This is a genomic window from Paratissierella segnis (genome assembly GCF_014385195.1).
In the GTDB taxonomy this organism is placed as follows: Bacteria; Bacillota; Clostridia; order Tissierellales; family Tissierellaceae; genus Paratissierella; species Paratissierella segnis.
In genome coordinates this window covers 1-15,656 of sequence record NZ_JACRTG010000007.1, presented here as the reverse complement: position 1 = coordinate 15,656, position 15,656 = coordinate 1, and the positions used below count along the sequence as shown (strand labels likewise).

Below are 15,656 nucleotides of genomic sequence, written 5' to 3'. Positions count from 1 at the left end.
CTGTTGTGTTAGAATAATCAAATCTAAACTACACAGCTCATCGTCAACGAGTAAGCAACTAGTCAAAAACCTGCCTTTATAAAAAGACAGGTTTTCTTCTAATTGCTGTTATTTTTCAAATTTTACCAAAAAACGATAAAGTATGACTGCTACTTCTGCTCTCGTGGCATTGCCTGTTGGTTTTAGGCTGCTGCCGGTACCTTGTATCAGTCCTTCGGCATTTGCCCAAGACATGGCATCTTTTGCCCAACTTGATATGCTCTTTGCATCTTCATACCCGGATAAATCAGCCCTTGTTGTTATATCATATCCTTTATACTTTGCATAATTCATCAGAATTACTGCAAGCTGCTCACGGGTTATAGCATCCTCGGGACCGAATTTACCATTGCCATAACCATTTACAATTTTATTCTCTGATGCCCATGCTGCCGCATTTGCATAGTATTTATCTGATTTAACATCATTAAATTCATTAGCCCCTGCTGATAGTTCTCCTTCTAATCTGTGGAGGATGGTTACTATCATGCCTCTAGTGGTAACCCCATTAGGAGTAAAGGAATTATCGCTTGTTCCCTTCATTAGATCCTTTTCGTATACATATTTTACAGCTTCATAAAACCAGCTGTCTTCTTTTACATCCGCAAATGGATTAATCTGTTCAACCTCCGGTTTAACTGCATTTTTAATTTCATTTTTTACCGGAATAGTAGGCTGTTTAGTAGTTTTGCTATTATCACTTCCTCCGCCTGTGCCTCCTGAACTCCCTGAGCCACCGCTTCCGCCATTATCTCCACCTGATGTCTTAGGTTCAATTTTGATATATTTTTCTGTGAAAGTAGGATTAATTGTTTCTCTTGCATCAGATGAACTAGTGCCTGTTTTAATTGTGTATTTGTAGTTTGAACTAAAAATAGGTTCTTTATTAAAAGCACTTCCATATTTGCTTTGAGCAGTTATAGTACCTCCATTAATAACTATGGCATCACCATATAAACCGTTGGATTGAGTGGAAGACAAATTCAAATTGCCACTATTTATAATCAATGTTCCGCCATCTGATTTAAGGCAGCAAGCCATTCCGCCCCCTTCTTCTTTTATAGTAATATTTCCTGTAGTATCAACTTTTATATCTTTACCAAGTATACCCATTAATTGATCGTAAATAGTCAAATTGCCGTTTCCTTCAATTTTTATATTCTTTCCCGGGGCACATATGCCAAAAGCAATGTTATGATAGTTATCATCCATTTCTTCTATATATTTGTGGAATCCTATGGTGTTATTGCCCACAAGCCTTATGCTTATCTCTTCTCTACTGTATATTCCAAAATATCCAGACTGTTGAAAATCTCCAAAGATTGTAGCTTTATCCAAAGTCAAGGTTCTAGTACTGATATCATAGCTTATATTCCCTTCAATATAGGAACCTACTATATTCCCTTCATTGGCTGAGTCTACCTTCACATCTCCGACTATCAATCCATATACCTTGTCAAATTGGGGTTGAAAATATTCATCATCTAGTGTGAAACTACAAGGCAATTTGATATCAACCTTATCACTAATGAAATTATAGGCACATTTCAATTCACTGAATTTACTCAGCCCTGACAAGTCTAGTCCCTCCAGATTATTCATTTCACAATCAAGCTCCTCCAATTCAGTCAATCCGCTTACATCCAATATCTCTATTTCATTGTTGCTGCAATAAAGATACTTGAGCTTTTTCAAGGCTTTTAAGTCAAGGTCAATCAGCTCATTATATGAACAATTTAATTCAGTAAGATTGACTAGGTAGTCTATTCCTGCAAGATCCTTTATTCCAAGGGCAGAAATGTTTAGATTTTTTATATCCTTTAATTCATTGACATAGATGGGCTCACCATCATCCTTATTCAATATATCCCTTATTTTCTTAAGGAAATTCGGATCCTTAAATTTCGCTGTTACTTCTTCACCCCAATCTACATGCCCTTCTTTTTCATAAAGTTTATCCGTGTCATTCCATGTATATATCCCTACGCTGAGTTTGCTCCTTGATGGAATGTCTTCCTCCGCTACTGTGATAACTCTCTGATCAGTCTTTAAAATGATTCCTCTATCTTTAAATTTTCCATTCCCATTAAACAATGATGACCCAAGCTTTAGGTCAACCTTTCCTCCTTCTATACTGCTATCACCGTCTCCATACCACAAGATGCTTGTACCGCCGGTATTTTCGACAGTAATTGTTGTATTATCATCTAAAAGAACATTCCTCTTGCCGGAGAGTTCAATACCTTTACCGCCGGTATTTTCAATATTTATGGTACTATCTTTAAATTCCCCTCCGTCTTCTGAGAAATAAATACCCGAACCTCTTGAATTTTTTATGTTTATTTCGGAATTGGAAATACTAATTGAGGTATCCACTAATATACCATAGCTATCCTCTTTGTTTTCAATATTAAAGGTACAGTTATCAGCAGTAATACTAGAGTTAATGCCATTCACATAACCACCGCATTTTATATCTGCCTGACAGTTATTCAGTTTTAAATCTCCGCCTTTAATGCCATTGCCATGATAAGCATCCATATCGATATTTAATTCACTATTTCCCATTGATAGGCTGCTGCCGCCTTCCAAAGCGATAATATCAAATGTAATACCCTGTGCCATCTCATTCAATAGACATATAGCAGAATCTTGGACTTCCATTTGTCCATTATTTACCTGTATATTACCATAGTTGCGGGTTTCTAAAACAGCTCCGTCCATAAGCTTTAATGTGCCATTGACCTTAATGGAATTAAAGAGGTAATTATTGCCAACCTCATAATCAGCTATAAAAGTGCCGTTCCCTTTAAGAGTTAAAGTTATATCATCTGGTATGGATAATTGAACATCACCGGTGGACAGGGTTATTCCATCATCTATAATCAGAGTATGACTACCGTCTATTGTAGGCCAATAATTCATGCCAGGATAATAATCATTACTATTTAGTGTAATGTTCCCTGTTACTTTGATTAATTGAGGCTCGGTCTTTCTAAGCTCTGTTACTAATTTTTCTGCCGTATCGACTTCTGTTGCCTTTGGACCTTCTATATTGATACCGAATTTAGGTATTATAAACTCAGGTATATCTATGCCGTCTATTTTAGCACCGCTGACCTTGATTTGGAGTTCAGTGCTGTTAATATCCTTATCATATATAAGGCTTTTTTTATCTGCCGAAACCCTGCCGGTATTTTCAGGTATAGTGGTCACTGTGGCACCGGTCAAATCCAGAAAATCACTTAAAGCAGCCTTTACCGGTCCCACTACAGGATTATCCGCATTATATACATAAGGATTACCTCCTTCTGTCAGCTTTACATCAATCCGTATAAGACTATCCTCTGTCCAATAGGAGCCTGTGAACTTTACTCTATGATCGGGATTTGAATAGTAGGCTATCATTGAGTTATTGTTTCTAGAAATATTATTATTAATATCGCCTGACAAACAGTAAAGTCTGCCTCCTGTTGCGTTCCAATGCAGCAAGGTTTCATGTGCGGCCCCTGCTGATATTTTGGCAGTACCTGCGTCTATAATGACAGTAGGGTAATAATCCGCCGTAGCACTTCCGGTGCCGGGATAGCTATATGCAGTTTCTATTGCATAGGAAACATTTTCACCCGGAAATATGGTACCGCCTCTTAGAATTATTGTACCGGACCCTTTAATCGATATAGCCGAACCAGCATTATAAGAGGTCTTATATGTTGCATTCCATATAATTTTTACATCGGAAGCTATGTTCAATACAAGCTGTTCAGTTGCGTTTTCCTTTGTTCCCGTTATTGTAATTATATTGCCCTCCTTTTTGGCATTAAGCCCCGCATTTGCTATAGTCTGTGTCAAGGAATCAAAGGATGGACTGATATCTATATAGGCATATGCTCCATAGCTAATTGTATTAGCTGCAATGGGAGGATTATCCATATCCAGATCTGCCTTGAACCGGTATACCCCTTCTTCATTTGGCTTATAATCATTGTACTGTTTCCATTCCTTCACCGGCCACTCTACGGTACCTTCATCGTATTTAGCTGTTACATATTTTACATTTTCATTGAGATAGGCCATAACCGCCTCTGCATCCTCATAGGTGGGATTATCTGCAAACCCTCCATCTACGTTTACATTCACAAAACCGGTTATAGTTACAAGTGGCTTGGGCTCGACAGTGCTGCCATTTACCGTAACTGTGCCTCCTGTTACCGAGATATTGCCCTCAACTATGCCTTTTACATCTGCAGTACCGGCTGAAACTGTCAGATTACCTCCTCTTCCTGAATATTGATTTATATCTCCGCCAATATACGCTTCTGCGGAGGAATCTATAACTTCAAGGCTTGCTATAACATCGCCATTATCATCATTAGTTTTTCCCGTGGTCAATCGTCCGCCTTTAATGGTAATGACACCTTCCCCGCCCGTTACAGCTCCTGTGCCTTTTCCTGTTGCCTTGACATCCCCGCTTTTTATAGTAAAGCTGTCGCCAAACCTTATCCCCGTACCCATTTTACAGTCAGCTATCAGGGTGCTGCTTTTTACAGTGATATCCATTGCAGAAATACCTGTCCCTCCGCCCCTTGTATCAACAGTAAGGTAACCGTTTATTATGTTTAGAGACCCATTTATAACCCCTATGCCCCTAGAAACATTATCACTGGTCGTAATTACATCTAATTCGGCAATGCCTGACTCGCTGCCGACAACATTCATATCTCCATTATATACATATATACCTTCTTGCGGACAGTTTACGGTCACCTTCCCTCTTTGAATTGTCAGATCAACCTTTGCAAACAATGAATAACCGGTATCGGTGTTGGATATTTTCAATTCATTACTGCCGCAATAGATGGATAAGCTTCCCGCTGTTTGTTGGATATGGCCTGTAACCTCATAGATAGTATTGGCCCCATTTAAATATATGCTTACATCACCTGAATCTCCCGCTTTGCCAAATAAAATCGGTCCTTCTATATTTCCTGTTATATAAAGGGCGGCATTGTCTGCAGACCAAGTCCAAACGGCATCATTTTGGCCTATTGTCGCATCATAGCTATCATTCCCAATTGTAAACTCTGTAATGCCAACTGAACCTCCCATTGGAGACATGCTGTTCATTATATGGGAGTTCTCCGGTTGCTCGGAATTCTCGGGTTGCTCGAAGTCATTAACTGTAATTGTAATAGCAGGTAAATTAAGACCCTCCGCTAACTCCAATCCATCTTCCAAATCTAATTGAGGAGTAAATATATACTCTCCTTCTGAGTCCCCATCATAATCCGGATCGGATACCCAGCATAATACGGAAATTAATTTGCTCTCCATTATTTGAGTATCCACCTCTTCTACTTCACTATCTTCTTCTGCTATGGACTCTTTGATTATCGTTGCCTCTAATTCTTCGGGAAGATCCAATTCATTTTCCTTTGTACCCAATTCAACTATCTGTAAGGATATTGATGAATCTAGATCATCAAAAGAGATTATCTCTGCACTATTATTTATGTCTTCTTCTGTTTCAGCAAATGCACCTATTGGCAGCATCGTTAAGATAATACATACCGACAAAAGCCGGCTTATGATTTGTTTCCACTTCACTTTTGATTTTTCTTTCAAATTTTTCCCTCCTTAATAGGATTCTCCTAAAGTCATTTTCATTATTTCGTTGTATGCCAGTTCTACCACAGGCAATCCATTTTTACGCCAATATATAAATCCACCATCTGTATCTGCTGTTTCCCATATATTAGAATCCTGCAATGCTCCGAAACGAAAATTCTCAATCCTCTGTTTCATATCAATTGTCACGCAGTTTCCAGTGTCAAATGTAATCTTCAAAACATTGTCCTCCAGCGGCTCAACCTTGGTAATGGGCTTGCCCCTCATAATTTCACCTCCTCCTTAAATACAAAAACGCCACTGTACTTTTTTATTGTACAGCAGCGTTTTATTTTTGTAGTGTGACCTTTTGTCACTATTTTTTAATTTTCAGCAAATTTTCCAATGCCAACCGTTTATTTTTGCCTTGCTCTTCGATACCAAGTTTATCAAAAATTCTGGAAAGATGATTTCGTACAGTTCCTTCTGCAAGGTGAAGCTCCTTCGCAATTTCCATGTTGGTTTTTCTCTTAGACGCCAATATCGCGATTTCAATTTCTCTTTCCGATAATCCATAGTCTTTATATTCTCCAAGGTATTCCCGGCTGATTTTCTGCCTTGAAGCACAGAATTTCTCTGATAAAGCTATAATCTGCCGGATTTCCTTTTCATATATTCCTGAACTTTGAAACTCTTTTAGCATATCCAATATATAATATTCACTTTCTGCAAAAGGCATTATAATCATATCAGGAATTGCTTTATCCAAAGCTAGTATCAATTCCTTCTTTGCTTCTTCTCTTCTATCTATATATTTAAGAGCTGAAGCAATCTGAATATGCAGCCAAATTTCACAGAGTACATTGTTATATATACTATAAAGTTTCTTACATTCTTCTTTTCTTGCCAGAACCTGTGTCCATTCTTCCTGTGCCAGTAATAGCTGATTATAAAATGTATGAAGCATAGGAGTTGCCGGAAACATTACAAGTGCTTCTTTTATCCGCCCTTCTATCATCCATTTAGGCGCTAATTCTGCATGTCCCAGAAGTGCATAAACAAAACCTAAGCACATATCCAATGTATTTAACAGCGTATACTGCTGTTCTTTGTATAACAATTCTCTGCAATCAAGACTAATTCTATTCATCTCATTAAAATTGCCATTAAAAATTGCCATACGTATGGATAAGAAATCGCAGCATAGCATAATGCTGAATTGATTTTTTCTTCTTGCGGCAGATAAAGCCATTTGATTGGAAATATCCGCATCAGTCAACTGTCCCCGTTCATAGAATAAGTCAGCCGAAAAAGTATGCTCCGCACCATTTCCATGTCCATCAGATACTTGATAATAAAAGGGCATACACTCCTTCATCTCCAAATTTTCCTCATCCGCTCCTCCTACTATCCTGTGGTACATCATCAGAACAGAGGGAGCTGAAAATGTCCAAGCTCCTTTGGGATCTACACTTAGAGATGTTCGGCTTAGCAATGAACAAGCTCGGCGATGATATTCACTCATTTTAGATATATTGTTATAAGCTAAAAAACTTTCAGAAACCTCTGCATCTCCAAGGAGGTTATCTCGCTCCTTATGTGTTAATGCGGTATCTTCCTTAAGCGACTTGAGCAATAGATTCTTCATCCGTTTAATCTCAGGAATATTGTGAAATGAAAAGCTTTTAAGCATACAAGCAACAAGCGCATAGGGGTGTCTTACCAGAATTTCTTCCGGACAACTTTGAAGCCAGATAAAAAATTCCCCGCTATGTTCAGAATTCAAACTTTTTGCCTTGTCTCTTTCTAAAGTTATAAGTACTCCTTCCCAATCCTGTGCTTTGGAAAAAGCCAGATAGGAATTGATATATTCCCCTTGCTCAAAATGCCATAAGCCGAGTCTTTTGTAGCTCTCTAGCTGATAATTCTCAGGCTTTTCAGCAAATTTCTGTCTTGTACATTGAAGCAGCATATGGTGATATCTATAAATTCCGTTTTCATTCCTTGTAATAAAAGCATTGTTTTTTGAAAGAGTATCAATCAAATTCACTGCATCCTCATTCTGCCACAGGTATACGGCCTGTTTAACAGTAAATTCATCAGCCATGCCAATGAGAATTAAAAATTCCTTCTGCCGCTCCGGCAAGGGTAATAATAAAACTTGATCTATCAGTGTAAATATATCTGAAGAACTTGAAAGCCATCGCCCACTCTGTACATGGGATTTGAAATTCAAATAAATCATTGAAATCCATCCCTCGCTTAAGTCCGCAAGAACCTCCAGCTCATCAGCTTTTGCATCCAGCCGGCAATTGCTTGCATAGGCAGCGACTTCTTTTGATTCCAATCGCAAATCATTTATATCAATTTCGCATAGTAGATTGCCTAAACGCATTCGCTCTTCTTCATTAAAAATTTGATTTCTGGATAAGAGAACTATATGTACACATTCCGGCAAGTTCCGAGATAGAAAGAGAAGCATTGGAGTCAGTGAATTTCGGCTTAGAATATGCAAGTCGTCTATAATAAAGTAAATTGAGGAATCCCTGCTTGATAAAGCTTCAGTTAAAAGCTCAGCAAGCACTGAAACAGCACCTATATCTTGAGGATATCCTAATGATTTTAACTGTTCTGCTAATTGAGGATATCCTCTAAAAGCTTTACAAAACCCATACCAAAAATCTGTAATACTGTCTGTAACTATCATTTGTCTAAGAATAATAGTATTGGAATGATTTTTTAATTCTCTTTTTGCCCACCAGTTTACAGCTGTTGTTTTTCCAAAACCCATGGGGCGATTACAGTTGTAATAGGATGATTGCTGATTTCGTTAAGTCTATACTTTAATCTCTCGGTGATAAAAATATAGTTTAATCTAGGGTAATGAATCATAAGAACCTCCTTTCCATAATGAGCCTCCAATTCCATTTGCATATGCTGTAGGTTAAATTTAAAATTCTAACTTCCCATTAGTCTGATGGCATACTAAGTGTTTTTGTCAGGCATAATTTAGTCTATATAATATACATAGTCTTTCTTTCTGGGAGCAGCCTCAGGTTCCGGTCCATCATTATATCCTAAAATACAGTTACCTATACCTTCATATTCACCTTTGATTCCAAGGCTTCTAAGTATTTCTTTTCCTTCTTCTCTTTCAAAGGTTTGTTTTGCTCTATGAATCCAGCGACTTCCTATTCCATTGGCATGCGCTGCAAGCATCAAATTCCCCATAACCAGACTTCCGTCATAAACATGTGTAGAAATATTTTTATCAGCAAGTACAATCAGCACTACAGGCGCACCATAAAACGGGTCCTCATCAACTCCTGCGATTTCCGCATTAATTTTAGACAGCTTATCTCGCAACTTTTTATTTGTAACAGCAATTATTATCGGTGATTGCTTTCCCATTCCGGATGCAGCATATGTTCCTGCCTTCAAAATCTCATCAATAATTTCTTTTGGAATCATATCCGGCTTATACTTTTTTATGCTTCTTCTAGTTAATATTGTATTCATTGTTTCTGACATTTAAAAATCCTCCTTAAACTATAATTGTCATCAATAATAGTATATAATTCACCTATCAATTTATCAATTGAATTTTCCCAATTTTCTTCTTTGTTACTTTAATTAAGGTAGAACTTTCCTATTCATTGTAACAAAAAATAGATGAAAGAAATTAAATTTCCTCATCTATATTGAAAATAATCTTCACTAAATTAAATTGTATATTTAAACTTTTCAGTAATGCTAATGACCTTGCCATCTTTTGCTTCTATAAAGTATGGTAATGTCTGCTCGGAAAGCGGAATATCATTTAATTTCCCTAAATGTTTTAGAAATTCATCTTTTTTGATTGTAGCATAAAGCCTGTTACTTTCTGGTTCATTTACAAAGTAAAGATCCACATCCGTAAATGTATATATGGTTTCATCAGTTAGCTCAAAAGTTGTTCCCCCATTATCCTTGTCAATAATTGAATATCCATCTGGGAAATCAGATTCATTTAATTTCAATTCTTTTACCTTTTCCTGATCATCCCATTCAACTATTTCCACTTCTTTAAAATGCAGAGTATTATCTTCTATTACAATATGCCCTACAAATCCTTCAGGTTGATTTGTTTTTATATTATATTTATCACCATATATATTGTAAAACTCCTTAAAAAGTTTTTTACTGCCAGTTACTTCTGAAATCTTATGTCCCAATGTTGAAATAGTCAAGCTATCAGCAACCTTCCTGTTGATATAAGATGCAGTGATTCCTACACCGTCACTATTTATACTATATTCGGCTTCACTATTTATACCATATTGAATATAATCCAAATTATCAATAAGTGAGAATAAAATCATGGATTGTGGTCTCCAGAGATAGTCTGAACTATTTGACATATACTTTGCTATTATCTCATTATTAGCTTGAAAATTGATTCGTAAGCCAAAAGGTTCCTCCTTAGTAAACAGTTCTATTCCACCAAGAGTTAATTCTTCCGGAAACTCTAAAAGATTAATAATATTACCAACCCTTGAGTTATCTCCTATATAGGTTCCTTTAAGCTTATATAATTCATCCATTTTGCCTGTATCTATATCTTTTTCTTTATTGAATTTATTGTTTTTACTTATAAAAATATCCATGCCTTTTTCTGTTTCTATATGTCCATAAAATACAAAAGGATAATTATCTTTCCCACCACTAAACATAATATTATCTGCTACAATATTTTCTTTACCATTAACTAGTTTTATTAAACTATAATAATCATTACCCTTATATCTAATAAATAATATTTCATTATTAGATATGTCCATAGGCATGAAGTCACAATTACTTCCTTCTGTTATCCTTTTTACTTTAGAACTTTCTAAATCATATTCATAAATACTATATGGCTGGTTTTCCCAGTTATTATAAATTTGATTATAATCAGTTATAGTGCTAGGATTTATAGCCTTCGTAGCAGAATACAATAATTTATTTCCATCTAGGGTAAAACTAGGGGTCATAGCCACTAAATCATTACCTGTAACATTGATAATATCATAGGATTTATCTTTATTGATATTTAATAAGACTACTCTCTTATTTTCAATCATATCTCTACCAGCACCTTCTATTAATCCAATGATATTATGATTTGGGTTTATGGTTAAATGATTTTTATCGGCTAGGGTAGTTATATCTGTAGGTTTTGTATATAATTCTTTTAATAATTTATCTTTATCTGCAGTATATAAGGAATTTATATCAGCAAATTCTGTATGTGTCTTTTCTTTTACATCATATATCCCTACACCAATTCCATCAGCACTGAGAGATCCGGAAGCTGGTTTTTCCATTATATAAATATACCTTCCATCATCTGAAATGTCCCAAACAGCAGGATCATATCCTATCGTCTCTTCTGTAGATTTTCTGCCTTCCACTATTATATTTGTAAAAAATTCTTTATTCTTTTTATCATAATTATTTAAGTTGATTTCTACTATCCCATCATTTGCTATAAAGTCTCCTTCTGATGTAGTCCATCTGCTATATTTTGCACCATAGACCATATTATTCTTTGATGTCATTAATCCTGTATAATAGTATTCATCTAAATGCTCAGTTTTTTCCCTAGAGACCACATTTAGCAATGTAAATCCCGGTTTATTATTGGAACCATATACTATAGTTTCATCATCTATCCAGTCATATGACCTATAATAATGCTCAATTCCATCATCTATTTTTTCATAGCTTTTATCTTTAATACTATATATATAAAGGCTACCTTCCTTAGTGTAGGCTATATAATTTCCTGCACTAGATATTAGAGGATACTCAAAGCTGTTACCATCATAAATCTTTATCTCATTTTCCCCATTTAAGTAGGAATAATAAAGCCCTTCTTCCTTTATATATACTGCCAAGGATTCATTTTGTACTATAATACTATCAGGTAAAATACTACAAGCGGCTGTAAATCCTGATGTCAATATTAAAATTGCTATAAATAAGGAAATAATCTGTTTTTTTCTCGTTATTTTAACTGAATATATCATATTTTCTAATCTAGTTTTTAATTGTTTGCCATTACTTCCCATAGCTGTTGTAAGTGAAGACTTCTTTAACATGGAACTGCTTATCAAACTCAAAATGGTTTCTCCATAATACTTCCTTTCATCAATATCCATTTCTTCTACTACTTTTTCATCTATAGAATATTCACAGTATTTATCTACTTCTTTTAACAATATATAAACAAATGGATTGAACCAATGAATGGCATTTATGATAAGTCCAAAGGCTTTTATTATAATATCTTTTCTTTTATAATGATTAAGTTCGTGCAGGAATATCATTTTTAATCTTTTATAATCTTCATCAATTCTTGGAATAAGTACTATAGGGTGAAATATTCCTATTAACATTGGAGAACCTATAGTATTGCAAGCTATTAATTGTACGTTTTTATTTGTATTTAAATTTAATTCATTTTTACATATATTAAATAACTTTACAATATTCTCTTCTTCTACTACTCTACTCTTTTTTAAAATAGATGATTTGAACCTTATATATGATATAATTTTTAATAGAAGTAAAGCAATTGCACCAATAAACCAAATGTACTTAATCATATCTTTATAGTTATTTATATTTAGTTCTATATTTTGAAGATCTTGATTTTCTGTTTGAATCTGATTAACATCTTTGTTTGTTAGATTATCTTCTACTTTATATTCAGGTATCCCTTTTTCTATCTTTGTATTATTTTCTATTCCTTTTGTCTCTTCTTTTTTATTTATGTTTTTCGGAACTGTTGATTCCCCAATTTCTGAGTTGAAAACATTAGATATTGGGTTTATGGGTAATTTTATAAAATTATCTACTGGTATAATAAAAAAAGTTAAAACTAAAATAAGCATTTTATAATGCCAGGATGAATTAAAGTGTTTCTTGGTTATAGGTTTTAAAAGTGTAAATATGAAAAAAATAATAGTTCCCGTAATAGACATTTTAAATACCATATTTAGGGTTTTCATATTATAACCCCCTAATCCAGTCTTTTAACTCTTTTAGATCTTTTTCATCAATTTTTTTATTATCATATAGTGATGCTATAAGAGACTTTACACTCCCATCATACATATCCTCTACAAATCCATTTGCCTGATAAGATTTATATTCTTCCTTGCTGATTTTAGGAGAATAATAATTAACCCTACCCTCTTTTCTTACTTTTAATACATTTTTATCTACTAACCGCTTCGCTAGAGTAAGTATAGTCGTATGTTTCCAGAAATTATCTTCTCCCAGTTTTTCAATAATATCTGCTGCAGTAACCTCCCCATCTTCATTCCAAATAATTCCCATTATTTCATATTCCGCATCTGAAATTTTAGTTATTTTCAATTAAATCCCCCCATTTCTACATTATGTAGTATTTCTTTTATTTTACACTCTGTAGAATATAAAGTCAAGAAAAAAATAGTTTGAAAGAGGCAAAAGGGTCTTTTAAAAGCCTCTGAAAACAAATCCAGAGGCTCTTTGTTTAATATACTTTTTTACCATCAACATATGTTTCAAGTACTCTAGTTTCTAATATTTCTACATTGTTTCCTAAATTGAATAAATCCTTATCAATAGTTATAAAATCAGCAAGCTTTCCTTCTGAAATACTACCTTTAATGTTTTCTTCACCTGAAGCATATGCCCCCTCTACTGTATATGCTTTTATAGCATCATACATACTAACAGTTTCTCCCGATAAATAAACCTTCTTCTCTTCACCAGATATATTTTTTCTAGTAACTGCAGAATATATATTTGGCATCGTCCTAAAGGATTCAACTGGACAATCTGTTCCAAATGATACGTGTATCCCCTTATCAATCATAGTTTTCCAAGCATATGATGAATTAGCTAGATCTCCACCTACCCTATCATTTACTACATTCATATCATAGTCAATGAAAATTGGCTGAACAAATGCCAATACATCCAGCTCCTTAAATCTATCTAACAATTCATCATCTGTAATTTGGCAGTGAACTATTCCATGACGTGGATTGTGTGTCGGATCTTGTTTTTGAGCATTTTCAATAGCATTTAAAGACATCTCTATAGCTCTATCTCCAATAGCATGTATTGCAACAGGGCAATTATTTCTATGGGAAACTAGTACCAATTCATTAAGCTCTTTCTGGGTAAACGCTGCTATACCTTTTGTAGTATTGTCATCTGCATATGGACATCTTAAAGCTGCTGTTCTCGCGCCTAATGATCCATCACTAAGAAGCTTTATACAATTTACACGGTACATATTATTTCCAAATCCGTATTTATACCCCTTTTCAAAGAACTTGTTAATAGTTTCGGGCTTCTGCAATAGACACTGTTCTCCAATTCTAATATGAAGTTTACCTTCCTTGTCCAAATCACTTAAAGCTTTAAAAAACATATCATAATCATAATTTGACACATAACCTAAATCATCAGTTTGTACAGTTGTTAACCCTTGAGCCAAAGCTTTATCCTGGGCATCTAGAAGTACATCTTTTAAAGACTTTAGATTTAATGTGCTAATTTTTGCCTTTAAATCATCTAAAAAACCCTCCTTAATTACTCCATTAGGTTCACCGTTTGGTAATAATTCTATTAAATTACCATACTTTTTTGCACTTTCCTTATTAAGACCAATTTTATCTAACGCTGCAGAGTTTAATACTCCAATATGAAAACACGCACGCATTATAAGTGTTGGGACATCTCCAGTTATATCATCCAAATCAGATTTGTTTGGAAATCTTTTTTCATCAACAAAATAATCATGATTCCAGCCTTCTCCAATTAGCCAAGACTTATCATCTTTTCCTCTAGAATAGATACCCTTCTTAACTCTCTCTCTTATCTCACTTATGCTTTTAGTTCCTACAAGATTAACTCTACTTAGAGTTTCACCATAATGAACAAAATGCATATGAGAATCGTTAAATCCCGGAAGTACAAACTTTTTTTCTAAATCCACAACTTTATATTCTTGATCACTTAAAAATTTCATTGCTCCTTCTATTGTACCAACATATACAAATTTATTTCCATCAACTATAAAAGAATCAGCTTTTGAATTTATATCTTCCATAGTATTTATATTCCCATTCTTAAATAGTGTTTTCAATTTTCGACCTCCCTAACCATGTATTATATATTGAGCGGCTTTTGGCTTAAAAGTCTCTACTTAATCTCAATTATTGACTTTTTCTCAATATTTTCCCAGATTTTACACCCGTATGAACTCCATTCTCTGCAGTCAGAACACCGTTCACATATACTTTTAAAATACCTTTGCAGACGGATTTCGGAGAGTTGTAATCCGGAGTATCCTGAATATTGTCAAAGTCAAGCAGAACCAAATCAGCCCACATTCCTTCCTTGACAAGACCTCTGTCAGGAAGTCCAAGACGTGCTGCAGGCAAGCCTGTCATTTTGTAAACTGCGGTTTCCAGCGGGAAAAGCCTTCTATCTCTACAATAATGTGCGATAACTCTTGGAAATGTTCCATACCATCTGGGATGCGGCAATCCGGGATATTCCATAGAAGCAGCATATCCATCGGAACCGATCATAGTAAACCTCTGAGACATAATATACTCGATATCCTCTTCACACATACCGTAATTTACTTCATTGACTCTTCCCTTTTCATCAGCAATCAAATCAAAACACGCATCTGCTGGATCCACACCTCTGATTTCTGCAATCTCAGCAATAGATTTTCCTATGGTCCAGGCATTCTTTTCACTTTCAGCATATGATACGAAAATATCTCCCCATCGACCAACATGGCTTACATTGCTCTCAACCTTAAGCTGCTTTCGAATTTCCGGATCCTGAAGTCTTTGAAGCATTTTCTCCATTCCCCCTTCAAAGCCCCAAAGAGGAACATTGCTATCCATGGTTGTGGAGGATGCGTTGTATGGATATTGATCAACTGTAACGTCATATCCCTCCCGCCT

The 15,656-nt window shown here is 35.0% G+C and carries 9 protein-coding genes; all 9 read right to left on the bottom strand.

Annotation, left to right across the window (positions count from 1 at the left end; genetic code table 11):
- Window positions 1–108: 108 nt before the first annotated feature.
- Window positions 109–5,664, bottom strand: a complete 5,556-nt coding sequence (locus H8707_RS02215) for an S-layer homology domain-containing protein (protein ID WP_262428521.1) — start codon at window positions 5,662–5,664, stop codon at window positions 109–111.
- A 12-nt stretch (window positions 5,665–5,676) separates the two neighbouring features.
- Window positions 5,677–5,934 carry a DUF2442 domain-containing protein gene (locus H8707_RS02210; RefSeq protein WP_262428520.1) on the bottom strand — a complete coding sequence of 86 codons (258 nt, stop codon included), beginning with the start codon at window positions 5,932–5,934 and terminating at the stop codon, window positions 5,677–5,679.
- An 88-nt stretch (window positions 5,935–6,022) separates the two neighbouring features.
- Window positions 6,023–8,437, bottom strand: a complete 2,415-nt coding sequence (locus tag H8707_RS02205; RefSeq protein ID WP_262428519.1) for a LuxR C-terminal-related transcriptional regulator — start codon at window positions 8,435–8,437, stop codon at window positions 6,023–6,025.
- Window positions 8,410–8,538: a hypothetical protein gene (locus tag H8707_RS02200; RefSeq protein ID WP_262428518.1), complete on the bottom strand. Its 129-nt coding sequence runs from the start codon at window positions 8,536–8,538 to the stop codon at window positions 8,410–8,412. Before H8707_RS02200 ends, H8707_RS02205 begins: the two co-directional genes overlap by 28 nt.
- A gap of 117 nt (window positions 8,539–8,655) precedes the next feature.
- Window positions 8,656–9,177, bottom strand: coding sequence for a nitroreductase (locus H8707_RS02195; protein WP_262428517.1), 522 nt, complete (start codon window positions 9,175–9,177; stop codon window positions 8,656–8,658).
- A 191-nt stretch (window positions 9,178–9,368) separates the two neighbouring features.
- A complete protein-coding gene (locus H8707_RS02190) occupies window positions 9,369–12,683 on the bottom strand; it encodes a M56 family metallopeptidase (RefSeq protein ID WP_262428516.1) in 3,315 nt (1,104 codons plus the stop codon).
- A 1-nt stretch (window position 12,684) separates the two neighbouring features.
- Complete coding sequence (locus H8707_RS02185) at window positions 12,685–13,053, bottom strand: BlaI/MecI/CopY family transcriptional regulator (RefSeq protein ID WP_262428515.1); 369 nt, start codon at window positions 13,051–13,053, stop codon at window positions 12,685–12,687.
- Between the two features lie 139 nt (window positions 13,054–13,192).
- Window positions 13,193–14,818, bottom strand: coding sequence for an amidohydrolase (locus tag H8707_RS02180; RefSeq protein WP_262428514.1), 1,626 nt, complete (start codon window positions 14,816–14,818; stop codon window positions 13,193–13,195).
- 70 nt (window positions 14,819–14,888) lie between these two features.
- Window positions 14,889–15,656, bottom strand: a 768-nt coding sequence (locus H8707_RS02175; RefSeq protein WP_262428513.1) for an amidohydrolase family protein, incomplete at its 5' end; no start/stop codon positions are given.

Coding starts and splice junctions, on each gene's coding strand:
- H8707_RS02210 (WP_262428520.1), bottom strand. CDS start 5,934: ATGAGGGGCAAGCCCATTACCAAGGTTGAGCCGCTGGAGGACAATGTT.
- H8707_RS02200 (WP_262428518.1), bottom strand. CDS start 8,538: ATGATTCATTACCCTAGATTAAACTATATTTTTATCACCGAGAGATTA.
- H8707_RS02195 (WP_262428517.1), bottom strand. CDS start 9,177: ATGTCAGAAACAATGAATACAATATTAACTAGAAGAAGCATAAAAAAG.
- H8707_RS02205 (WP_262428519.1), bottom strand. CDS start 8,437: ATGGGTTTTGGAAAAACAACAGCTGTAAACTGGTGGGCAAAAAGAGAA.
- H8707_RS02190 (WP_262428516.1), bottom strand. CDS start 12,683: ATGAAAACCCTAAATATGGTATTTAAAATGTCTATTACGGGAACTATT.